Raw genomic sequence first — 21,336 nt, 5'->3', positions numbered from 1 at the left:
CCCCTTTAGGGGTATTGTCTGTATTATGCCCTTATAGGGCTTAATCAAGCCTCCGGCTTAGCCGGAGGTTGTGACTGCACAGATTTTCGGACACTTTCATACATTTGAGGATTTCAGTCCGGCACATTGGATGTTATAATACAGATACCCCTGGGAGTTCGTCAAACTAAAAAGAAAAGAGGAAAAAGTATGAAGAAACACCGCTCGTATCTCCGTAAGGCTCTCGCAGGTGTACTGTCTGCCGCCATGCTGCTGGGCTGCGCCAGTATGACGGCCATGGCAGCAGAGGCAGAGACCTTCACCCTGGGTATCTACTCCACCACCGACATGCACGGAAAATGCTACGACCTCAATCCCATTGACGGCAAGGAAGTAAAGAACAGCTATCTGAAGGTGGCCACCGCCATGGAGGAAGAGCGGGCGGCCATGGACGGAACCATCCTCATCGACAACGGCGACATCATCCAGGGCAGCTCTATCACCAGCTACAACATGAACATGGAGGGCGGAGTGGACAACCCGATGGCCATCTGCCTGCGCTACATTGGCTATGACGCCTTTGTTCCCGGCAATCACGAGTTCAACTTTGACATGGAGAGCCAGCAGATTTTCTACGATATGCTGGCTGACACAACGAATAAATACGCGGGTACTCCGGTGGATGCTCTCTGCGCAAACTATATCAATATTGCCACCCAGGAGCCCAATATGAAGCCCTACAAGGTTATGACCTTTGATGTGGGCGGCAGGGAGTTCAAGGTGGGTATCCTGGGCTTTGAAAATGTAAATGTCCCCAACTGGGACCTGCCTACCCACTATGAGGGCTCTGACTTTGTCCACAGAGACAACACAGACCGCACCTATGCCTATGAGTGGACCAACTACTGGCAGAAGGCTCTGCGGGAGGACGAGGGCTGTGATTTCGTCATCGTCTCCTGTCACTCCGGCGAGGACAGCGGGCTGGTGGGCGCCGGTGACGGCGACGCCGTGGAGACCGGCAAGACGGATTTCTCCCCTGAAAACCAGGTCCGCCACCTGGTGGAGAACACCACCGGCATCGACATGGTCATTGCCGGCCACAACCACAAGGTGGGCGTCACAGAGATGAAGAACGCCGACGGCAAGACTGTGCCCTGCGTCAACGGCGGAACCTCCACTCTGACCAAGACCACTGTCACCATCGCTGCCGACGGCACCTTTACCATCGGCGCAAGCGAGAACATGGACCTGACCGCCTACGAAAACGACGCCGGACTGAAGGCCCTCATGCAGCCCTATTACGACCGGACTCTGCCCTTCGTCACGGAACAGATTGGCACCCTGTCCGGCGACTGGGATGACGAGACTGACCTGTTCCATGTCCAGAGCGACACTATGAACCTGGTTCATGAGGCTCAGCTGTGGGCCACCGGCGCTGATCTGTCCCTGGCCTCTCCTGTGGCCAACAAGGATTTCTGCATCGGCCAGCTGCTGAATGGCGCTGAGAGCGCCCCCATCAGCCTGAAGGACTGCTATTCCTTCTATAAGTACGACAACAACCTGATCTACATGATCCAAATGACCGGCAAGCAGCTGAAGGACTGGCTGGAGGACTGCACCAAGGACTTCACCGTGGAGGCTGACGGTACCATTACCGGCGGCGGCTTTGGCACTGACCAGCTCTACGGCATTGACTATGACATCTACATGGGCAACCCCGAGGGCAGCCGGGTAGTCAACATGACCTACCAGGGCAAGCCGGTTACAGACGATCAGACCTTCAAAGTGGCCATTAACTCCTATCGGCTGTCCGCCAATGCGGCCGGCGATGAGTTCGGCTGGTACGCTGTCACTGGCATTACCATGGGTACCGACGCCGTTCTGTGGGACGGCTCCGTCTCCGAGCAGTTTGGCTCCATCGGCGGTTCTGTCACCCTGGTTATCGCCGAGTATATCAAGGCTATGACCGCCGAGGGCAAGACTATCACACCGCCTGAGGCCCGCAGCCACTGGACGCTTAACGCCGGCACCTCCGCCGTGACCCGCCGGGCATTTGTGGAGCAGCTGTATGAGGCTATGGTGGGAAGTGAGTCCGTCCAGGTTTCTCCTGCGGCCTTTACCGATGTGGCGGATAGTTTCGCAGTGGACTGGGCCGCGGACAATGGCATCATCAGCGGCAACGGCGCAGGTCAGTTCCTGCCTGACCAGGCCATCACCCGGGAACAGGCAGCCGTCATGCTGCTCAACGCCGCCAAGACTTTGGGCAAAGGGCCCCAGGGCGATTGGGCTGTCATGATCCCCTATGGGGATGTGTCCGCCATCTCCTCCTGGGCATTCGAGGCTGTCATGTGGAACGTGATTCAGCAGGATATCCCTGTGGGAGAGGATAATCTCTTCCAGCCCCAGGGAACCCTGACCGCTGACCAGGCGGCAGATATTATCTCCGCATTTATCGCCGCCTAATCATTTCAGCAGAGCGCTCCCCGGGGTATATGAGTGCCCCGGGGAGCGCTCTGCTTTTGGACACTTGCGCAGAAAAGAGCCTTTACGAAAAATCGAACACATGTTACAATGAATAGAAACTGAAACAAAGGAGGCCGTGGAGATGGCATACCGGCCTTTGGCAGACGAGATCCGCCCGGAAAGTCTGGATGACGTGGTGGGACAGAAGCATATCCTGGGGGAGGGGGGGCTTCTGCGCCGCATCATCGAGAGCGGAAAAATCCCCAATCTGGTTTTTTACGGTCCTTCAGGCACCGGAAAGACTACGGTGGCCAACATCATAGCCCGCCGTTCCGGGCGGGCCCTGCGGCGTATCAACGCCACCACCGGGTCACTCTCCGATATCAAAGACGTGATCGCGGATGTGGGAACCATGCTGGCCCCCAACGGAATTTTGCTGTACCTGGATGAGATCCAGTACTTTAACAAAAAGCAGCAGCAGTCCCTGCTGGAGGTCATCGAGAAGGGAGATGTGACCCTGGTAGCCTCCACCACGGAGAATCCCTATTTTTATGTGTACAACGCGGTACTCAGCCGCTCCATGGTCTTTGAGTTCAAACCGGTAACCGCAGAGGAGGTGCTGCCCGCCGTGGACCGGGGCATCGCCATTATGGAGCAGCGGCTGGGCGAGCGGGTAGTCTGCGAGAGCGGGGTGCGGGAGCATATTGCCTCGGCCTGCGGCGGCGACGTGCGAAAGGCCATAAACGCGGTGGAGCTGCTGCTCAACTCCGCCCGCCGGAAGGACGGCGTACTGACCGTGAGCCTGGAGGACGCCAGGGCTGTGGCCCAGCGGTCGGCTATGCGGTACGACAGGGAAGGGGATAACCACTATGACATTGTCTCTGCCCTCCAGAAGTCGGTGCGAGGCTCTGACCCGGACGCGGCACTCCACTATTTAGCCCGCCTATTGGAGGCCGGAGACCTGGTCTCCGCTTGCCGACGGATGATGGTCATGGCCTGCGAGGACGTGGGGCTGGCCTATCCCCAGATTATCCCCATTGTGAAGAGCTGCATTGACGCAGCCAACATGCTGGGCCTGCCCGAGGCGAGGATTCCTCTGGCCGATGCAGTAGTGCTGATGGCTACATCGCCCAAGTCCAATTCCGCTTATATGGGGATAAACCGGGCTATGGCGGATATCCAGGCGGGAAAAACAGGGGACATTCCCCGCCACCTCCAGAATGTCCATGCCGATTCCGCCGGCATGGAGCGGGAACAGGGGTATCTGTATCCCCATGACTATCCCCACCATTATGTAAAGCAGCAGTACTTGCCGGACAAACTGGCTGGGGCTGTGTATTATGAGTATGGCGAGAACAAAACCGAGCAGGCGGCCAAGCGCTACTGGGATGAGATTAAGGGAGAATGAAGAGCATGAAAACAGGGTTAGTATTGGAGGGCGGCGCCTTTCGGACCATTTTTTCCAGCGGCGCCTGTGACGGGCTGCTGGCAGCTGATATTATGCCGGACTACTGCGTGGGCGTCTCAGCGGGGATTGCCTACGGTGTCAGCTACATCTCCAAGCAGAGCAGACGCAACCTGGAGATACTCACCCGCTTTGCCAATGACAAGCGTTACATGGGGGTGAACAATATCTTCCGGCCAGGAAACCACCGGTGCTATTTTGGCCTGAAGTTCACATACGACGATATCCCCAACCAGCTGATTCCTTTTGACTATGACACTTTTGCCGCGTTTCCCGGTGAGGTGGAGGCGGTGGTTACCAATATGGACACTGGCAAGGCGGAGTACCTCCCGGTTCCCAAGCGGGACGAGCACTTTGAGCTGCTCCAGGCCACCTGCGCGCTGCCCTTCCTGTTTCCTGTCTATCATATCAACGGTAAGCCCTATATGGACGGCGGCACAGCGGACGCCATTCCCTATGATCGGGCGGTGGAGAAGGGATGCGACCGCATTGTCGTGATTCTCACTCGGGAGCGGTCTTACATCCGCCGGACAGAATCTCTTCAGCCGCTGATTGACCGTTTCTACCGGAAGTACCCCAAGTTCTGCGACGCTATGCGCCGCCGGGCAGACGACTACAACGCCTGCCGGGGACGTCTGTTCCGCCTGGAGGAGGAGGGCAAAGTGCTGATCATTGCCCCCAAATGCACCAAAGGCTTTTCCCGCACGGAGCGGAACGTGGAGAAAATCAAGGCTCTCTATCAGGATGGATACCAGCAGGCAGTGGCCCGGCAGGAGGAGATCCGGGCCTTTCTGAAGGGCTGAAAGAGGACAGGGCAGGAGGCTGCCCTGTCTTTTTTCATGGACAAATCGTACGAAATGTGTCTTGACTTCTCAAAGTGGTATGGTATTCTCTACCTGAGTGTCAACATTTTGACGTTTTCACTCAGAAATATTTAGGAGGTAGATACTGTGAAAGGAAAGAAGCTTATCGCTCTTGCACTCTCGCTGGCCATGGTGCTTTCCCTGGCCGCCTGCGGCAGCAGAGACACCACGACAACCAGCGAGCCGTCCACAATGCCAGACCGCTATGTGGCCGGTACATACAGTGCCGAGGCCCAGGGCATGGAGAGCGCGGTCAAGGTGACTGTGACCGTCAGCGAAAATGAGATTACCGACGTGACCATTGATGTGTCCGGCGAGACCGCCGGCTATGGCGCCGACGTGGGGGAGCCCATGAAGGAGGCCATTCTGGCGGCCCAGTCCGCTGAGGTGGATGGGGTCTCCGGCGCCACCATCACCAGCGACGCGGTCAAAACTGCCGTGCAGAAGTGCTTGGATCAGGCCATGGGCAAGGAGGAGGATACCTCCTCCGCCGGCTATACGCCCGGCACCTACACCGCCACTGCCGCCGGACACAACGGCGACGTGACCGTGGAAGTTACCTTTGACGACACCAGCATTACGGATATTCAGGTTACCGGCCAGGCGGAGACCTATGGCCTGGGCTGCGGCCTGAGTACTACCCCCGTGGAGGCGCTGCCCGCCGCCATTGTGGAGAACCAGTCTCTGGCAGTAGACTCTGTGGCCAGCGCCACGGTCACCAGCGCCGCCATTAAGCAGGCGGTGGCTGAGTGCGTGACCAAGGCCGGCGGCGATGCCGAGGCGTTGAAGTCTGCTCCTGTGGACCGCCCCGAGCCTTCTGATGAGACTTACGATGTGGACGTGGTGGTTGTCGGCGCCGGCGCAGCCGGACTGGCCGCCGCCAACACCGCGCTGGAGGCTGGCGCAAATGTGCTGATTCTGGAGAAGGTGGGCGTCACCGGCGGCTCCACCACCCGCAGCGGAGGCAAAATCCTGGGTGCCGGTACCCCTTGGCAGGAGGCCCAGGGATATGAGGATACCCCCGAGATGATGTATGACTACCTGATGAGCTTTGATCGGGATGGAATCATGGATGAGGACCTGGTGTGGGCCTTCTGTGAGAACTCTGCCGAGAATATCCAGTGGCTGGTGGATCGTGGCGTGAAGATTCAGGACGTAGAGGCGATCCACAGCTCTCTGACCCCCTGGCGGGTCCACAATGTGGAGGGCGGCGGCGGCCAGACCAGCGGTCACGGCGGTCAGTTCTGCGTTCCTCTGACCAAGGCCTATGAGCAGGCCGGTGGCAAGATTATCTATAACTGCCGTGCCAACGAGCTTCTCACAGATGAGAGCGGCGCGGTGGTAGGTGTAAAGGGTGAGAAGTCCGACGGCAGCATTGTCACAGTCAACGCTCCGGCTGTGATCCTGGCCACCGGCGGCTATGCCCACAATGAGGAGATGCTGGCCAGGTACAGCGACTTCCTGCCCACCAACGTCTACTCCGGCGTGCCCATGACCAACGTGGGTGACGGCATTGTGATGGCCACTGCGGTGGGAGCCAAGAACTTTGACGCCCCCGGCCTCCAGCTGGTCTATGTGAGCTATGATTGCTACTGCGGCATCAATGAGGAGTCCGGTCTCATTGTCAGCGAGGATGGAAACCGCGTGGTGAACGAATGGTCCTACCAGTCCCACGTGGCCCAGGCTCTGGCAGATGCAGACAGCACCTGCGGCTACTATATTACGGCCTCCAAGGATGGGCAGTGTGTGGAGCCCTATCCCACCCTGGCCAATGGCATTCAGATTGAAACTGTGCCCCACGCTGCTTCCATTGAAGAGCTGGCCGGCCTTATCGGCATGGATTCCGCCACCCTCCAGTCCACAGTGGACCGGTACAACGAGCTGTGCGCTAAGGGCAGCGACGACGACTTTGGAAAGCCTGCTGAGTATATGATCCCTGTGGAAGGCGACACCTACTATGCCTTTGCCATGACCCCCGGTTCCTCCGTCACGTTCGGAGGACTTCAGATTGATACCGGCGCCCATGTGCTGGACACCAACGATCAGCCTATCCCCGGGCTATATGCTGCCGGTGAGGTGGCCTTTACCGGCCTCTTTGATGCAGAGTACCCCTGCTGCGGCATGGCGATTGGGTCTGCCATCTACTACGGCCGGGTGGCTGCCGCCAATGCAGTCGCCGGTCAGTAACCAAAATCCGGATTTTCTGAAACACCCCCTGGCGTATTTTACGCCAGGGGGTGTTCTATATACAGGAAGAAAAAGTATGTTAAAAAATTGATTAAAATCTTGTAAACCCTATTGACAGTCAAGTGACCATATGATATATTTTAATCACCTTAAGGAGGCGGTCGAATGAAAGATGTACTGCCGGGAACCACGGTTGAGGCCGATCTGAGACGGCCTGACGCAGCGGATATGCTGTTGTCCCCGCTGTTCCTCACGGGGGGGCTGATGCTTTCACAGGTCTCCCAACTGACGGGACTGGAGCCTTATATCATCCAGAATTGGGTGAAACGGGGCTTTGTTTCCCCGCCGGAGCGAAAAAAATACAGCCGCAGACAGTTTTGCCGCATTTTGTTTATCAACATGCTGAAGGATGTCCTTCAGCTGGAAAAAATCTGTCAGCTGCTCTCCTATGTCAACGGCGCACTGGCCGACGAGTCAGACGACCTGGTGGACGACTCCTATCTCTATACCTGTCTGGTCCGTCTGCTTGGGCGGCTGGAGGAGACGCCAATGCCGGAGAAGGGAGAACTGAGCCGCTGGTGCGACGAAGTGCTCTTTGACTACGGCGAGCCCTGTCCGGGCGCCCGGAGAAGGGTGAGCCGTACCTTGCAGATTCTTCTCATTGCCTATCAGGCCGCCCGTCTCAAGCGTGAGGCGGAGGGGCTGATTCAGACGCTGGAGGAGTCTGATGCGGGGATGCCTGCGGCTTTTCAATAAATTTTTCAGAGTTGTCACATTTCTCATGTGAGAACACATATTCACGATGAAAGGAGGAGAGAGCGATGGAGGCTTGGCTGGAATCGCTGACCGTATTGCAGCGGGTGATGCTGTTCATTGCGGTGCCCGCCACGCTGCTGCTCCTGATCCAGACGGTGATGCTTCTCATCGGACTGGGGAGCGGCGAGGAGGACGCTGATGGCGCGGATCTGGACGGCGACGGCATCCCGGACAGTATGGAGGCAGAGACTGTGGATCTGGACGGGGATGGAATTCCCGATGGACTCCACGAAGGCATCCACTCCGATGGCGATGCTGGAGCGGACAACGATGCCCATGGCAGTCTGCTCAGCGGACTGCACATCTTTACTATCCGCGGCTTCATCACCTTTTTCACCCTATTTGGCTGGAGCGGTCTGCTATTCCTGACGCTGGGCCTGCACTGGCTGCTGTCGCTGTTTCTGGCGGTTCAGATCGGTATCATCGGAATGGTGGCAGTGGCGGTCATCCTGCGGGAGGCTATGCACCTCCAATCCGATGGAACTCTGGATGTCCGCAATGCGCTGGGAAAACGCGGAAACGTCTACCTGACCGTACCCGCCAAGGGGCAGGGAACCGGCAAGGTGAATGTGACCGTACAGGAGCAGCTGCGGGAGTTTGAGGCTGTCACCCGGGAGACGGTGCCTATTCCTACTGGCTCGGAGATTGTGGTAGTCGGGCTGACGGAGGACGGAACCCTCGTGGTATCTCCGTTTCTGCCCGGAAGAGAAGAAGTATAAACTGAGAAGAGAATCAAGAAGGAGAGAATTGTATGGATCAGATTATCACCCTCGTACTGATTTGTGTCGTTGCAGTCATCCTGTTTTCCCTGGTCCTGTTTCTCATCAAGCGGTACAAGAAGTGCCCGTCCGACAAGGTTATGGTCATCTACGGTAAGGTGGGCAACAACAAAGACGGATCCACACGCAGCGCAAAATGCATCCACGGCGGCGCGGCTTTTATCTGGCCCGTCATCCAGGCCTATGAGTTTCTGGACCTGACTCCCATGTCCATCTCCGTGGATCTGGAGAACGCTTTGTCCCGTCAGAACATCCGCATCAACGTGCCCTCCCGCTTTACCGTGGGCATCTCCACCGAGCCCGGCGTCATGCAGAACGCCGCCGAGCGCCTGCTGGGCCTGCGGCTCCAGGAGATCCAGGAGTTGGCCAAGGACATCATCTTCGGCCAGCTGCGTCTGGTCATCGCTACCATGGATATCGAGGAGATCAACACCGACCGCGACAAGTTCCTGGAGGCAGTCTCCCGCAACGTGGAGGGAGAGCTGAAGAAGATAGGCCTGCGGCTCATCAACGTGAACGTGACCGACATCAGCGACGAGTCCGGCTATATTGACGCTCTGGGCAAGGAAGCTGCCGCCAAGGCCATCAACGACGCCAAGAAAAATGTGGCTGAGCGGGATCGCGACGGCTCCATCGGCGAGGCCAACGCCCACCGCGACCAGCGTATCCAGGTGGCTCAGGCCGACTCCGCCGCCATCCAGGGTGAGAACAGCGCCAAGGTGGAGGTGGCCATGTCCAACGCACAGCGCCGTGAGAAGGAGGCCGAAGCCACCCGTATCGCCACTGCCGCTGAGAAGATTGCCGCCGCTCAGGCGCTGGAAGAGGCATACGCCGCCGAGCAGAAGGCTGAGGCTGCCCGTGCCGCCCGTGAAAAGGCCACTCAGGAGGCCGATGTCATTGTCAAGACTGAGATCGACAAGCGCCGCAAGGAGCTGGAGGCCGAGGCTGAGGCCGAGCAGATCCGCCGTAAGGCTCAGGGCGAGGCTGACGCTATCCGGGTGAAGATGGAAGCCGAAGCTGCCGGTAGCCAGGCCCTGCTGGTGAAGCAGGCCGAAGGTCTCCGGGAGATCGTCTCCGCCGCCGGCGGTGACGCCGACGAGGCTGTCCGCCTCATGCTGGCCGACAAGATGGAGCAGCTCATGCGCATCCAGGTAGATGCCATCAAGAATGTGAAGATTGACAAGGTCACTGTCTGGGACAGCGGCCAGGGCCAGGACGGAAAGACCAGCACCGCCGGGTATATCTCCGGCTTGATGAAGTCCATCCCGCCTATGAGTGAGATGTTTGACATGGCCGGCATGAACCTGCCCAAGTTCCTGGGGGAGAAGAAAGAGACCACCGCGCCCTCTCAACCCGCCGCCGAGGCGGCTCCCAAGCAGGAGCCGGAACAGAAGTAATCGGTTGAAAACGGTATAAAAAGACCGGAGGCCTGCAGGTTTGCAGACCTCCGGTCTTTTCCCCGTCTCAGGAGGTAAGCAGACGGACTCTGACACGCCTGGGCCGGGAAAGAACAGAAATCAGGGAGCAGAGAGGATGTGCAATATGGAGACACATGTGATAGGCCAAAGGGATGGCTATACCATCCGCCTGGCAAAGGCTGAAGATGCAGCAGATTATTACGAACAGAATTACTGTCCTCTGGACAGGGAAGTCGTCCGGCTGACCGGGTGCAGAAGCTCGTTTTCAAGGGAAGAGGTGATATCCTTTTTCCTGAAATCGCTGGGAGAAGATGACAGATACTTTTTTCTGATCATCGCGCCTGATGGAAGCATTATCGGCGAAAGCGTCGTCAATGAGATCGACTGGGCGCTGCGCCGCGCTAATTTCCGAATCGCCATCTACCGCGCAGCAGAGAGAGGGAAGGGGATTGGAACCTGGGCGACAGAAGCGGCGCGCGATTTCGCGTTTGAAACGCTGAAGCTGCACCGTTTGGAACTGGATGTCTATTCCTTTAATCCGGGCGCGGAGCGGACCTACGCGAAAGCCGGCTTCAGGCGGGAGGGCGTTTTACGGGACGCTGTAATGGACGGAGACAGCTATGCAGACGACATATTGATGTCAATTCTGGAAGAGGAGTGGCGCGCATTGAAGGCGGTGGAGCCGTCAGCCAGATAACCTGAGACGGACGGAAAACACATTCATCCTCCGCGCGGCCACGGCCGCGCAGAGGATGAATGTGTTTTACTGCATGCGCTCAGTAGGCGGCCACAATACCGCCGTCGTTGGCATAAACGGTGCTGATGCCGCCAGTCTCACAGATGATAACATCGTGGAACCGGCAGGATTTGAGGGCCTGCTCCTTAAGGTAAAAGGCCCGCTCCAGACAGTTGCAGTGGGTAATGCAGAGAGTGCGTCCAGCGTGCTTTTCGTCGGCGGCCATAAGGGAGATCATTTTTCCCAGCGCCTGCTTCATGGACAGTGCCTGGCCCCGCTTGCAGATTTCGCCTTCAGGAGTGGCGCCCATGAGCAGCTTGATCTTCAGTGTATCCGTGACAATAGACTGGAGCCTGGTAAGCCGGCCGTTCTTGCGCAGATTATCCAGGTTCTCCAGCACAAAAAGGGTCTCCATCTCGCTGATATAGCGGGAGGTTCGGCTGACTACCGTGTCAAAATCCTTACCGGAAGAAGCCAACTCCTGAATCTTCAGCGCGATAAGCACTTCGCCGGATGAGGCAGAGCAGGAGTTGAAGATATGCACGTGGGCCTCGGGGTGTTCCTCCAGGTACATGGCCCGGGCCTGAGCGGCGCTGTTGTGGGAGCCGGAAAGCAGGGCGGAGAGGGTGACCACATAGATGTCGTCCGCACCGCACTCCATGGCGTCCAGATACTGAGCAGGAGAGGGACAGGCAGATGAGGGGGCCTTTTCACTCTCTTTCATGCGCCACAGCAAGGCGGCCTGGTCAAAGGAGGCGTCGTCAGTCACCACAATGTCTCCTACGCGAATGGTAAGAGGGACGCTGATAAAGGTTCCGCTGCGGAGCATGGCGGGCGTCAGGTCGCAGCAGCTGTCCACAATAATCTTAAAACTCATATCGTCAATCTCCAGATGTAATATTGAAAATAAGATTGCTGCATGTGTTATTGTAACATGGACGCCATGGAATGTAAAGGGGAAAAAGAAAGACAGGCAGAAAATCACGTACAGCCCGCTTTGATGCGACACTAAGCGGCGTAGACGTTGATTTTTCTGCCTGCGTGCGTCTTATGATTCTGCCCGGGACTCCGCTGCGGCCTCTTCCTGGGCGATCTCCCTGAGGAGCTTCTGGTCCTCCTTGGAGGAGAGGTCCAGCTTGGCGTACATGTCGGGGCGCCGGTCCCGGGTACGGATAATGGACTGCTTTCGCCGCCACTTGGCGATGTTCTTGTGATCGCCGGAGCGGAGGATGGGGGGGACCTTCCGCCCGTGCCACTCCTCGGGACGGGAGTACTGGGGGTACTCCAGCATGCCGTTCCAGTGGCTCTCGTCCTCAAAGCACTCCGGGTCGGAGAGCACGCCGGGTACCAGCCGGGCCACCGCGTCGGCCACCACCATGGCGGCCAGCTCGCCGCCGGTGAGTACAAAATCGCCGATGGAGATCTCCTCGTCTACGCACTCCTCAATAAAGCGCTCGTCAATTCCTTCATAGTGGCCGCATACCAGAATCAGGTGGTCATAGTCATCCCGCAGGCGCTTGGCGTCCGCCTCCCGGAAGGTCTTTCCGGCTGGGGACATGTAGATGGTGTGGCCAGGGCCGTAGGTGTCCGTAATATGCTTCCAGCACTGGTAGAGGGGGTCGGCCTGCATCACCGCGCCCCGACCGCCGCCGTAGGGGTAGTCGTCCACCTGTTTCTGTTTGTTGAGGGTGTAGTCCCGGATCTGGTGGGCTTCAATGCGAATAAAATCCCGCTCCTGGGCCCGGCCCAGAATGGACTCGTTCATCACGTCGCCAACAGTTAGATCAAAGAGGGTCATGATATCAATTCTATACATCGGTCTCCATCCCCTCGATGAGATGCACCCGGATATAACCGCCCTCTACATTGGTCTCCTTCAGGAACGCGTCCACGGCGGGGATCAGATAGGAGTGGGCACCGCCCTTCACCACGTAGACCTCGTGGGCAGGGGGAGTGAGGATGTCCTTAATTTCGCCCAGCACCTCGCCGGTGTCGGCGTCCCGCACCTCCAGGCCTATCAGGTCGGCTAAGAAGTGGCGTCCGTCGGGCAGCTCCACACCGGTGCGATCGATGGACACTTTCTTGCCCTTGAGCCGCATGGCGGCATTTACGTCGGACACGCCCTCCAGAGTGGCCAGAACGTTGCCCTTGTAGACCCGGGAAGCACGGACCCGAACTGGCTGGCCGTCGATGTAAAGCGCGTCGAACTGACAGAGGAACTCCGGGCTGTCGCACCAGGGGACAATCTTTACCTCTCCCTGGACTCCGTGGGTATTGACGATCTGTCCGGCTTCGAGAAATTTATTTTTCATGTGAACCTCCGATTGCAGGCGGCAGTCCGCCTGTTTGGGGGACAAAAAACGGCGGGGCATCCCCGCCGTTTTTCAGTCTACAATTTCGACAGAGACCCTGGTCCCGTTCTTCTGGGCAACAGAGCGCATCAGCGTGCGGATCTCCTTGGCAATACGGCCCTGACGACCGATGACCTTGCCCATATCCTCGGGAGCAACCCGGAGCTCCAGGACAGTCTCGTCCGCGCCCGTGTGCTCCGTGACAGACACAGCCTCAGGGTGGTCCACCAGGTTCTGGGCGATATAAGTGAGCAATTCCTTCATGCTGCCCTCCTAGCAGACTGCCGCTCAGATGGCGTTAGCCTTCTTCAGCAGAGCCTTTACGGTCTCGGTGGGCTGAGCGCCGGTCTTGATCCAGGCCTGGGCGCGGTCAGCGTCGACCTTGATCTCGGCGGGAGTCACCAGGGGATTGTAAGTGCCGATCTCCTCAATGAAGCGGCCGTCACGGGGATAACGGGAGTCAGCCACCACGATACGATAGAAAGGAGCCTTCTTGGCGCCCATCCGACGAAGTCTGATTTTAACCATTGTATCTTCACCTCCAAAATTATTTCACATCTATATGGAAGCGCCCCGGGGGACGCTAACCAACCATGTTAAAAGGGAAAACCGCCCTTTTTGCCGAATCCGCCGAAGCGGCCCTTCTTGGCCATTTTCCGCATCCGGCCGCCGGTCATCTGCTTGGTCATCTGCTGCATCAGCTCAAACTGCTTGAGCAGCCGGTTTACATCCACTACCTGGGTGCCGCTGCCGGCGGCAATCCGCTTCTTGCGGCTGTTGTTGAGCAGGGAAGGGTTCTCCCGCTCCTCAGGTGTCATGGAGAGGATAATAGCCTCAGTGCGGCCCAGAGCCCGCTCGTCCACGCTGGCGCCTTCCAGCGCCTTGGCGTTGACGCCGGGGAGCATCCCGGCGATGTCCGCCAGGGAACCCATGTTCTTCACCTGGACCAGCTGGTCATAGAAGTCGGAGAGCGTGAGGCGGTTTTTCCGCATCTTCTGCTCCAGCTCCGCCGCCTTCTGCATGTCAAAAGACTGCTGGGCCTTTTCGATGAGAGAGAGCACATCTCCCATGCCCAGGATACGGGAGGCCATGCGGTCGGGGTGGAATACCTCAATCTGATCCAGCTTCTCGCCGGTGCCGATGAACTTGATGGGCTTACCGGTGACAGCCTTGATGGAGAGGGCCGCGCCGCCGCGGGCGTCGCCGTCCAGCTTGGTGAGCATGACGCCGGTCAGGTCCAGAGTTTGATCAAAGACCTTGGCGGCGTTGACCGCGTCCTGGCCAATCATGGCGTCCACAATGAGGAGAATCTCAGTAGGAGAGACAGCCTCTTTCATACGGGAGAGCTCAGCCATGAGCTCGTCATCCACATGGAGCCGGCCGGCAGTATCCAGAAATACAATGTCGTTGCCGTGGGTTCTGGCGTGTTCAATGCCCGCCTTGGCGATCTCCACCGGGTCGCCAAGTCCCTGCTGGAACACAGGCACACCCAGCTGGCCGCCCACAACCTCCAGCTGCTGGATGGCGGCGGGGCGGAAGGTGTCGCAGGCCACCAGAAGGGGGCGCTTGCCGTTCTGCTTCTTCATATAGCCGGCCAGCTTGGCGCCGTTGGTTGTCTTACCGGCACCGTTGAGGCCCACCAGCATCACCACCGTGGGCGGCTTGGGAGAGATGGTCAGCTTGGCGCTTTCGCCGCCCATCAGGGCGGTGAGCTCCTCATTGACAATCTTGACAATCATCTGTGCGGGGGTGAGGCTTTCCAGCACGTCGGAACCCACAGCCCGCTCGGTGACCTTGGCCACAAAGTCCTTGACGACCTTGTAGTTGACGTCGGCCTCCAGCAGGGCCATGCGGATCTCCTTCATGGCTTCCTTCACGTCAGACTCGGTGAGACGTCCCTTTCCCCGCAGCTTTTTAAATGCGTTGGAGAGCTTTTCAGTTAATCCTTCAAATGCCATGGGGTCACTCCTGCTTCATCTGAGCCACGGTATCCTTGATTTGACGGCAGAGGCCCTCAATGGCGGGGTCGCCGCTGCCGCGCTGATCGTTCATCTCCATGATGCTGTCGGCAAAGCGATCAATGTCAGAGAGCTGGGACTGCATTTTCTGGAAGCGGCGGATGATGCCCGTCTTGTCCTCCAGCTCCTGCATAATGCCCTCTGCCCGGACAATCACGTCCCGGACACCCTGACGGGTGATGTCGTAGTTCTCGGCAATTTCGGCCAGAGAGAGATCCTCGTTATAATAGAGGTCAAAGAATTCCTTCTGACGGTCGGTGAGCATATCGCCATAGAAGTCAAACAGGAGCGCCATGCGGTAAGCCTGGTTTTTCATTCTTCAGCCTCCCTCCAGTTTCGTAAAGCGCATCAGCTTTACAACGTTGGTTATGATACAATATTTTGTGGTTTTTGTCAAGACGAAAATGGAAGATAACCCGGGGAAATTTTCCGACAATCTGAACAACGTCCTATAAGCGCCGTATTTCGCCTGCGGCGGAGACAATCTTTTAGATTTGGGGGTGTCAAACGAAGGAAATCGTTGTATAATAAGACTTGTCAATTTTCCCATGCGTCTCTGGGCAGACCCGCCTGAAACGGCGAACCGCAGAGACGCCAGAAAGGATGAGCGCGGATGACCGAAGTCACCCGAATAGAACTGTTGCCCGGCGTATATCTCACGGCGGTGCACACGATGAAATTCAAATCCTCCTATATGGGGATTCAGCTCCTCACGCCTCTGAGCGAGGAGCATGCCGCCGCCAACGCACTGGTCCCCATGGTGCTGAGGCGGGGCACCGAGCGCTGCCCGGACATGGAGCGGCTGTCCGCCGCGTTGGACGAGCTGTACGGCGGCTCGGTGGAGCCCATTGCCCGCAAAAAAGGGGAGACCCAGTGCGTGGGCTTTGTGGCCAGCTTCCTGGACGACGCGTACGTCCCCGACGGTACGCTTATTCTGGAGCAGGCCGCCGCTCTGCTGGGGGAGCTGCTGCTCACCCCCGCCAGAGAGAACAGCAGATTTGTCTCCGCCTATGTGGAACGGGAGCGGGCCAACCTGGTGGACCGCATCCGGGCCCAGGTCAACGACAAGCGGCAGTACGCCGTGCTCCGGCTGGTGCAGCTGATGTGCCAGGGGGAGCCCTACGGCGTGGATCGGCTGGGCAGCGAGGCCAGTGCCGCCGCTGTCACCAATGAAGAACTGTGGGCGCGCTATCAGGCGCTGCTGTCCGGCGCCCGGGTAGAGCTCTATTTCTCCGGCTCCGCTCCCCTCGAGCGGGTGGAGAGCGCCTTCCGCAGCGCGCTTGCCGGGCTGAAGGGCCGGACGGCTGCCCCTGTCTCCGTCTGCCGAAATACACTCGGCGGGGGAGAAGAGAAACCCCGGAACTTTGAGGACGTGCTGGACGTAACCCAGGGCAAGCTTTCCATAGGCCTGCGCACTGATATTAAGGTGACGGACGAGGAATATCCCGCTCTGATGCTCTTCAACGCCGTGTTCGGCGGCACCACCACGTCCAAGCTCTTCCTTAATGTAAGAGAGAAGCTGTCCCTGTGCTACTATGCCAGCTCCCAGCTGGAGAAGTTCAAGGGTCTGATGCTGGTGTTCTCCGGCGTAGAGTTTGACAAGCGGGAGGCCGCCCAGAGCGAGATTCTTACCCAGTTGGAGAAGTGCCGCCGGGGCGAGATCGAGCCCTGGGAACTGGAGGCCGCGCGCCGCAGTACGGTGAACAGCCTGAAGAGCATGCTGGACAGCCAGGGCCGCATGGAGGACTTCCGCCTGGGTCTGGCCGTGGGCGGAGGAGACGGGCCGGAGGACCTGGCGGCCAAGCTGGAGCAGGTCACCGTGGATCAGGTGGCCGCCGCTGCCCGCCGGGTGCGGCTGGACAGCATCTATTTCCTCAAGGGAAAGGAGAAACACCAGTGAATCGCAAGGAATACCCCCGGATGGGGGAGACCGTATTCTCCGACCGGCTGGACAACGGCCTGACCGTGTATGTGGACGTGAAGCCGGACTTTCAGAAGAGCTATGCCTTTTTTGCCACCGACTACGGCGGAATGGATATGGAGTTCCAGCTGGACGGTCAGTGGTATGATACCCCTGCCGGAGTGGCCCATTTCCTGGAGCACAAGACCTTTGACACCAAGGACGGCAATGCCCTCCAGGATCTGGCTGCCAACGGCGCCAGCCCCAACGCCTTCACCAGCTCGGCCATTACGGGGTACTACTTTGAGAGCACCGAGAAGTTCTATGAGAACCTGAAGATTCTTCTCTCCTTTGTCTCCCAGCCCTACTACACCCAGGAGAGCGTGGACAAGGAGCAGGGCATCATCGGCCAGGAGATTCGGATGATTGAGGACGACCCGGAAAACCAGGCGTACTACGCCATGCTGGAGGGGCTGTACGCCCATCACCCCATCCGTGTCTCGGTGGCCGGAACCATCGAGTCTATCTCCCGCATCACGGCCGACACCCTGAACCTGTGCCACAGCGCTTTCTACAACCCGGGGAATATGGTCCTCTGTGTGGCGGGCAATGTGGACCCGGAGAAGGTGCTGGAACTGGCACGGGAGATTCTGCCCAAGAATGGAAAGGGGTCCATCCTCAGGGATTACGGCCCTGACGAACCTGCAGCTGCGGCAGGAAGCCGGACAGAGCTGAAGATGGAGGTGTCCACCCCCATCTTCCGGCTGGGTTGGAAGATGGACCCGGCGCCCAAGGGGGAGGAGCAGCTGCGTCAGAAGCTGATTGCCGAGCTTGCCTGCGAGGCTCTGCTGGGAAACTCCAGTCCGCTCTATGCCCGTCTGTACCGTGACGGATTAATCAACGGCAGTTTCTCCTATGGTTTTGACGGCTATCTCTCCTGTGCCTATGCCATGGCCGGCGGGGAGAGCGCTGACCCGGACGCCGTGGCTGCCGCCATTGCCGGCGAAGCGGACCGGATTGGCAGAGAGGGCGTGGACGCCGCCCTCTTTGACCGGCTGAAAAAGGGCCGGTACGGCGCCGAGGTCCGCAGCCTCAATTCCTTCGAGAACATCTGCGTAGGTATGGCCCAGGCCCATTTTGCCGGTTACGACATGCTCCGGTTCCCGGAGATCTTTGAGGGTATCAGCCAGGCGGACGTGGAGGCGTGCATCCGCACCTGCTTTACGCCGGAGCGGGCAGCGCTGGCCGTGGTGCAGCCGGGGGAGGACCGGGCATGACCAATACTGTCACCTTTCCCGGCCTGGGGCTGGAGTTCACGCTGAACCGGGTGGCGGTCAGCCTTTTTGGATTCAACATCTACTGGTACGCGGTTATCATTGTCTCGGGGGCCGTCCTGGCCTGGTTCTACTGCAGCCGGAAAGGGCCCAAGCTGGGTATCAGTGACGATGATTTGACTGATCTTCTGATTTTTGCCGTGCCTCTGGCCCTGGTAGGGGCGCGGCTGTACTACATCCTGTTCTACCTGGACCTGTTTAAAAACGAGGACGGCAGTTTGAATTTCAGCAAGATGCTGGACGTGCGGGACGGCGGCTTGGCCATTTACGGCGGCGTTATCGCGGCGGTTATTGTGCTGTTCTTCGTCTGCCGGTATAAGAAAATCCCCTTTCTGGCCTTTGCCGATCTGGGGGGGATGGGCTTGCTCATCGGCCAGTGTATCGGCCGGTGGGGCAATTTCGTCAACGTGGAGGCCTATGGTGGCCTGACCGACCTGCCCTGGCGGATGTGCTCGGAGAAGATCGCCAACGAGCTGTACGCCAAGGGGCTGGTGGATGCCGCCGGATGGCAGCAGGTGATAGACGGCACTCTGGGCGTCCATCCCACCTTTTTTTATGAGTCGGCCTGGAATCTGGTGGGTTTCCTGCTCATCGTGCTCATCTCCCGGAAGTGGCGCAAGTTCGACGGTCAGCTTTTCTTTACCTACCTGGCCTGGTACGGCGTGGGCCGCGGCATCATTGAGGGAATGCGCACCGACAGCCTCTACTTTATGAATACCCCCATCCGGGTATCCCAGGTGCTGGGGTTTGCCTCTGCGCTGGCGGCAATCATTCTCTGGATGTGGTTCTACCTGCACCGGCCCGCGCCGGATCAGCTGTGGGTACACCGCCGGGCCGCCCTGGAGGCTGCCGGAGCAGCCAATGAGAAAAAGGAGGACGAGGACAATGGCAGCGACCATCATTGACGGAAAGGCCCTGGCCGCCAAATGTAAGGCCGGAATTAAGGAAGCGGTGGCGTGCCTCTCCAAGCGGCCCGGTCTGGCCGTCATCATTGTGGGGGACAATCCCGCCTCCCGCATCTACGTCAACCACAAGAAGAAGGACTGTGCCGAGTGCGGCATTTACAGCGAGGAGTACGCCCTGCCCGAGTGCGCCCGGCAGGAGGAGCTGCTGGAGCTCATCGACCTGCTCAACGGCAGGGAGGACATCGACGGCATTCTGGTCCAGCTGCCGCTGCCCGTCCAATTTGACGAAAAGGCAGTGCTTAACGCCATCGACCCGGGCAAGGACGTGGACTGTTTCCACCCTTACAATGTGGGACAGCTGATGATTGGGGAGCACACCTTTCTGCCCTGCACCCCCGCCGGTGTGATGGCCATGCTGGACGAATACGGCATCGATCCTGCGGGGAAGCATGCGGTGGTAGTGGGCCGCTCGAACATCGTGGGCAAACCCCAGGCTATGCTGCTGCTCCAGCGCCACGCCACGGTGACCATCTGCCACTCCCGCACTCCCAACCTGGCGGAAATCACCCGTCAGGCCGACATCCTGGTGGCTGCAGTGGGGAAGGCCGGCCTCATTACCGCCGACATGGTGAAGGAGGGAGCCGCCGTCATCGACGTGGCCATGAACCGGAACGAGGGAGGAAAGCTCTGCGGCGACGTGGACTTTGAGGCTGTAAAGGAGAAGGCTTCTTTCATCACGCCGGTGCCCGGCGGCGTGGGCCCCATGACCCGGGTCATGCTGCTGGAAAACACGCTGACCGCGGCGAAGGTCCACGGAAAATAAAAAACAGACTGGAGCACATTTCTCGTGCTCCAGTCTGTTTTTGTAGTGGGAAGAAGGGGTGCAAAAAGGCTCCTGCGTGTAAGCGCAGGAGCCTTTTCTCAGTTCAGAGAGAATCACACGGCGCGGGTGACCTTACCCGAACGGAGGCATCTGGTGCACACATAGACGTGCTTGGGCGCACCGTCCACGATCGCCTTAACACGCTTCACGTTGGGCTTCCAGGGACGGTTGGTGCGGCGGTGAGAGTGGGACACCTGAATGCCGAACACAACGCCCTTGTCGCAAAATTCACACTTGGCCATTCGCTAAACCTCCTCGCTCGTCAGGTTTTGCTTACAAAGCATCGACTGATATAATAACAGAAACTGCGGGAAAATGCAAGCATTTTTTCTAAGAAAGATAAATAGGGCAAAAAGCAGGGCGCATCATGGAGAAAAGAGGGGAACGACCACACTTTTCAGCCGCAAAAGCGGCAGACAAAAGGAGAGAAACTTAGTTTAGCCCTGCGGCCGCCACCAGATCAGCCATGGAATAGAGGCCGGGCTTCTCCACGCCGGCCAGGAAACGGGCCGCCTTGACCGCGCCGGCGGCAAAGACCTCCCGAGACTGGGCGGAGTGGTGCAGCTCAATCACTTCGTCCCGTCCGGCGAAGATGATCTCGTGCTCCCCCACAATGGTGCCGCCCCGGACGGAGGAGATACCGATTTCGTGGGGATCTCTGGGCCTGCGGACAGACTGCCTCTCATAGACGTACTGAGGCTGGTAGGGAAGGGCAGAAGCAGCGGCATCGGCAATCATCAGGGCGGTGCCGCTGGGGGCGTCCACCTTCCGGTGATGGTGCCGCTCCACGATCTCCACATCGTAGTCGCTGCCCAGGATGGAGGCCGCACGGCGGACCAGGTCCAGAAGCACATTGATGCCCAGGGACATGTTCCCGGATCGGAAGATGGGTACCAGTTTGGCCGCCTCGTCAATGGCGGTCAGCTGCTCCTGGGAGTAGCCGGTGGTGGCCAGAACCAGGGGTACCTTGCGGGTAGTGCCAAAGTCCAACAGGCCCTGAAGGGCGGCAGGGCTGGAGAAGTCGATAACCGCGTCCACCTGGCCGTCAAACTCGGCGGGGGAGGTGCACACCTTAAAGTCCCGGTCGCTGCTGCCCAGAATATCGAAGCCCACAGCGATTTCAATGTCCGGCGCAGAGCGGCAGATGTCCTCTACCACCCGGCCCATGTGGCCGTTACAGCCGGAAATACCAATTCGGAGCATATTCAACGTCCTTTCCGTGGCGCGGGCGACGCCCAC

The 21,336-nt window shown here is 58.7% G+C and carries 21 protein-coding genes; 12 read left to right on the top strand and 9 right to left on the bottom strand.

Annotation, left to right across the window (positions count from 1 at the left end; genetic code table 11):
* The first annotated feature begins 189 nt into the window (after positions 1–189).
* The 8 genes from Q0K06_RS01350 to Q0K06_RS01315 all read left to right on the top strand — a co-directional run bounded on the left by Q0K06_RS01350 (position 190) and on the right by Q0K06_RS01315 (position 10,667).
* Positions 190–2,442: a 5'-nucleotidase C-terminal domain-containing protein gene (locus tag Q0K06_RS01350; protein ID WP_294547532.1), complete on the top strand. Its 2,253-nt coding sequence runs from the start codon at positions 190–192 to the stop codon at positions 2,440–2,442.
* Positions 2,443–2,584: 142 nt separating this feature from the next.
* On the top strand, positions 2,585–3,850 hold the full coding sequence (locus Q0K06_RS01345) for a replication-associated recombination protein A (RefSeq protein ID WP_294547530.1): 1,266 nt from the start codon (positions 2,585–2,587) through the stop codon (positions 3,848–3,850).
* A 5-nt stretch (positions 3,851–3,855) separates the two neighbouring features.
* A complete protein-coding gene (locus Q0K06_RS01340; protein WP_294547528.1) occupies positions 3,856–4,710 on the top strand; it encodes a patatin family protein in 855 nt (284 codons plus the stop codon).
* A 147-nt stretch (positions 4,711–4,857) separates the two neighbouring features.
* Positions 4,858–6,957, top strand: coding sequence for an FAD-dependent oxidoreductase (locus Q0K06_RS01335; RefSeq protein WP_294547527.1), 2,100 nt, complete (start codon positions 4,858–4,860; stop codon positions 6,955–6,957).
* Between the two features lie 165 nt (positions 6,958–7,122).
* Positions 7,123–7,713: a DUF1836 domain-containing protein gene (locus Q0K06_RS01330; protein WP_294547525.1), complete on the top strand. Its 591-nt coding sequence runs from the start codon at positions 7,123–7,125 to the stop codon at positions 7,711–7,713.
* Between the two features lie 65 nt (positions 7,714–7,778).
* Positions 7,779–8,492, top strand: coding sequence for a hypothetical protein (locus tag Q0K06_RS01325; RefSeq protein WP_294547523.1), 714 nt, complete (start codon positions 7,779–7,781; stop codon positions 8,490–8,492).
* Between the two features lie 32 nt (positions 8,493–8,524).
* Positions 8,525–9,949 carry a flotillin family protein gene (locus Q0K06_RS01320; RefSeq protein WP_294547521.1) on the top strand — a complete coding sequence of 475 codons (1,425 nt, stop codon included), beginning with the start codon at positions 8,525–8,527 and terminating at the stop codon, positions 9,947–9,949.
* A 145-nt stretch (positions 9,950–10,094) separates the two neighbouring features.
* The gene (locus tag Q0K06_RS01315; protein WP_294547519.1) at positions 10,095–10,667 is read left to right on the top strand and encodes a GNAT family protein; all 573 of its coding nucleotides are present in this window, start codon (positions 10,095–10,097) and stop codon (positions 10,665–10,667) included.
* Between the two features lie 79 nt (positions 10,668–10,746).
* Here Q0K06_RS01315 and Q0K06_RS01310 read toward each other — a convergent pair whose 3' ends face one another.
* From Q0K06_RS01310 to ylxM, 7 genes are all read right to left on the bottom strand, one after another.
* Positions 10,747–11,583 (bottom strand): DegV family protein, encoded by an 837-nt coding sequence (locus Q0K06_RS01310; protein ID WP_294547517.1) that lies wholly within the window; start codon positions 11,581–11,583, stop codon positions 10,747–10,749.
* A gap of 171 nt (positions 11,584–11,754) precedes the next feature.
* Positions 11,755–12,522, bottom strand: a complete 768-nt coding sequence (gene trmD / locus Q0K06_RS01305; protein ID WP_294547515.1) for a tRNA (guanosine(37)-N1)-methyltransferase TrmD — start codon at positions 12,520–12,522, stop codon at positions 11,755–11,757.
* Positions 12,515–13,018: a ribosome maturation factor RimM gene (rimM, locus tag Q0K06_RS01300; RefSeq protein ID WP_294547513.1), complete on the bottom strand. Its 504-nt coding sequence runs from the start codon at positions 13,016–13,018 to the stop codon at positions 12,515–12,517. The genes trmD and rimM overlap by 8 nt, the downstream gene beginning before the upstream one ends.
* Positions 13,019–13,090: 72 nt before the next feature.
* On the bottom strand, positions 13,091–13,321 hold the full coding sequence (locus tag Q0K06_RS01295; protein ID WP_294547511.1) for a KH domain-containing protein: 231 nt from the start codon (positions 13,319–13,321) through the stop codon (positions 13,091–13,093).
* 24 nt (positions 13,322–13,345) lie between these two features.
* Positions 13,346–13,585: a 30S ribosomal protein S16 gene (rpsP, locus tag Q0K06_RS01290; RefSeq protein WP_040646762.1), complete on the bottom strand. Its 240-nt coding sequence runs from the start codon at positions 13,583–13,585 to the stop codon at positions 13,346–13,348.
* A gap of 68 nt (positions 13,586–13,653) precedes the next feature.
* The gene (gene ffh, locus Q0K06_RS01285; RefSeq protein ID WP_294547509.1) at positions 13,654–15,015 is read right to left on the bottom strand and encodes a signal recognition particle protein; all 1,362 of its coding nucleotides are present in this window, start codon (positions 15,013–15,015) and stop codon (positions 13,654–13,656) included.
* 4 nt (positions 15,016–15,019) lie between these two features.
* Positions 15,020–15,391 carry a YlxM family DNA-binding protein gene (ylxM, locus tag Q0K06_RS01280; RefSeq protein WP_294520685.1) on the bottom strand — a complete coding sequence of 124 codons (372 nt, stop codon included), beginning with the start codon at positions 15,389–15,391 and terminating at the stop codon, positions 15,020–15,022.
* 297 nt (positions 15,392–15,688) lie between these two features.
* Between ylxM and Q0K06_RS01275 the strand changes: the two genes are divergently transcribed.
* The 4 genes from Q0K06_RS01275 to folD are packed head-to-tail and all read left to right on the top strand — an operon-like array spanning position 15,689 to position 20,037.
* Complete coding sequence (locus Q0K06_RS01275; RefSeq protein WP_294547507.1) at positions 15,689–16,975, top strand: pitrilysin family protein; 1,287 nt, start codon at positions 15,689–15,691, stop codon at positions 16,973–16,975.
* Positions 16,972–18,252 carry a pitrilysin family protein gene (locus Q0K06_RS01270; protein WP_294547504.1) on the top strand — a complete coding sequence of 427 codons (1,281 nt, stop codon included), beginning with the start codon at positions 16,972–16,974 and terminating at the stop codon, positions 18,250–18,252. The genes Q0K06_RS01275 and Q0K06_RS01270 overlap by 4 nt, the downstream gene beginning before the upstream one ends.
* Positions 18,249–19,214: a prolipoprotein diacylglyceryl transferase gene (gene lgt, locus Q0K06_RS01265; protein ID WP_294547502.1), complete on the top strand. Its 966-nt coding sequence runs from the start codon at positions 18,249–18,251 to the stop codon at positions 19,212–19,214. The genes Q0K06_RS01270 and lgt overlap by 4 nt, the downstream gene beginning before the upstream one ends.
* Complete coding sequence (gene folD / locus Q0K06_RS01260; protein WP_294547500.1) at positions 19,195–20,037, top strand: bifunctional methylenetetrahydrofolate dehydrogenase/methenyltetrahydrofolate cyclohydrolase FolD; 843 nt, start codon at positions 19,195–19,197, stop codon at positions 20,035–20,037. The genes lgt and folD overlap by 20 nt, the downstream gene beginning before the upstream one ends.
* A gap of 113 nt (positions 20,038–20,150) precedes the next feature.
* On the opposite strand, the gene rpmB is transcribed toward folD, so the two are convergent.
* Together rpmB and dapB are read right to left on the bottom strand one after the other, a co-directional pair.
* Positions 20,151–20,339 (bottom strand): 50S ribosomal protein L28, encoded by a 189-nt coding sequence (rpmB, locus tag Q0K06_RS01255; protein ID WP_006572618.1) that lies wholly within the window; start codon positions 20,337–20,339, stop codon positions 20,151–20,153.
* Positions 20,340–20,529: 190 nt separating this feature from the next.
* Positions 20,530–21,300, bottom strand: a complete 771-nt coding sequence (dapB, locus tag Q0K06_RS01250; protein WP_294547498.1) for a 4-hydroxy-tetrahydrodipicolinate reductase — start codon at positions 21,298–21,300, stop codon at positions 20,530–20,532.
* Between the last annotated feature and the right edge of the window lie 36 nt (positions 21,301–21,336).

This window comes from uncultured Pseudoflavonifractor sp. (genome assembly GCF_944387805.1).
Lineage (GTDB): Bacteria > Bacillota > Clostridia > Oscillospirales > Oscillospiraceae > Pseudoflavonifractor.
Note: the sequence above shows the minus strand (reverse complement) of the source record. Positions and strands in the feature narration are given on the sequence as shown.

What these genes read in the sequence shown, in the direction of transcription:
- Q0K06_RS01350 (WP_294547532.1), top strand. Translation starts at nt 190, where the DNA reads ATGAAGAAACACCGCTCGTATCTCCGTAAGGCTCTCGCAGGTGTACTG.
- Q0K06_RS01345 (WP_294547530.1), top strand. Translation starts at nt 2,585, where the DNA reads ATGGCATACCGGCCTTTGGCAGACGAGATCCGCCCGGAAAGTCTGGAT.
- Q0K06_RS01340 (WP_294547528.1), top strand. Translation starts at nt 3,856, where the DNA reads ATGAAAACAGGGTTAGTATTGGAGGGCGGCGCCTTTCGGACCATTTTT.
- Q0K06_RS01330 (WP_294547525.1), top strand. Translation starts at nt 7,123, where the DNA reads ATGAAAGATGTACTGCCGGGAACCACGGTTGAGGCCGATCTGAGACGG.
- Q0K06_RS01325 (WP_294547523.1), top strand. Translation starts at nt 7,779, where the DNA reads ATGGAGGCTTGGCTGGAATCGCTGACCGTATTGCAGCGGGTGATGCTG.
- Q0K06_RS01320 (WP_294547521.1), top strand. Translation starts at nt 8,525, where the DNA reads ATGGATCAGATTATCACCCTCGTACTGATTTGTGTCGTTGCAGTCATC.
- Q0K06_RS01315 (WP_294547519.1), top strand. Translation starts at nt 10,095, where the DNA reads ATGGAGACACATGTGATAGGCCAAAGGGATGGCTATACCATCCGCCTG.
- Q0K06_RS01310 (WP_294547517.1), bottom strand. Translation starts at nt 11,583, where the DNA reads ATGAGTTTTAAGATTATTGTGGACAGCTGCTGCGACCTGACGCCCGCC.
- trmD (WP_294547515.1), bottom strand. Translation starts at nt 12,522, where the DNA reads ATGTATAGAATTGATATCATGACCCTCTTTGATCTAACTGTTGGCGAC.
- rimM (WP_294547513.1), bottom strand. Translation starts at nt 13,018, where the DNA reads ATGAAAAATAAATTTCTCGAAGCCGGACAGATCGTCAATACCCACGGA.
- Q0K06_RS01295 (WP_294547511.1), bottom strand. Translation starts at nt 13,321, where the DNA reads ATGAAGGAATTGCTCACTTATATCGCCCAGAACCTGGTGGACCACCCT.
- rpsP (WP_040646762.1), bottom strand. Translation starts at nt 13,585, where the DNA reads ATGGTTAAAATCAGACTTCGTCGGATGGGCGCCAAGAAGGCTCCTTTC.
- ffh (WP_294547509.1), bottom strand. Translation starts at nt 15,015, where the DNA reads ATGGCATTTGAAGGATTAACTGAAAAGCTCTCCAACGCATTTAAAAAG.
- ylxM (WP_294520685.1), bottom strand. Translation starts at nt 15,391, where the DNA reads ATGAAAAACCAGGCTTACCGCATGGCGCTCCTGTTTGACTTCTATGGC.
- Q0K06_RS01275 (WP_294547507.1), top strand. Translation starts at nt 15,689, where the DNA reads ATGACCGAAGTCACCCGAATAGAACTGTTGCCCGGCGTATATCTCACG.
- lgt (WP_294547502.1), top strand. Translation starts at nt 18,249, where the DNA reads ATGACCAATACTGTCACCTTTCCCGGCCTGGGGCTGGAGTTCACGCTG.
- folD (WP_294547500.1), top strand. Translation starts at nt 19,195, where the DNA reads ATGGCAGCGACCATCATTGACGGAAAGGCCCTGGCCGCCAAATGTAAG.
- rpmB (WP_006572618.1), bottom strand. Translation starts at nt 20,339, where the DNA reads ATGGCCAAGTGTGAATTTTGCGACAAGGGCGTTGTGTTCGGCATTCAG.
- dapB (WP_294547498.1), bottom strand. Translation starts at nt 21,300, where the DNA reads ATGCTCCGAATTGGTATTTCCGGCTGTAACGGCCACATGGGCCGGGTG.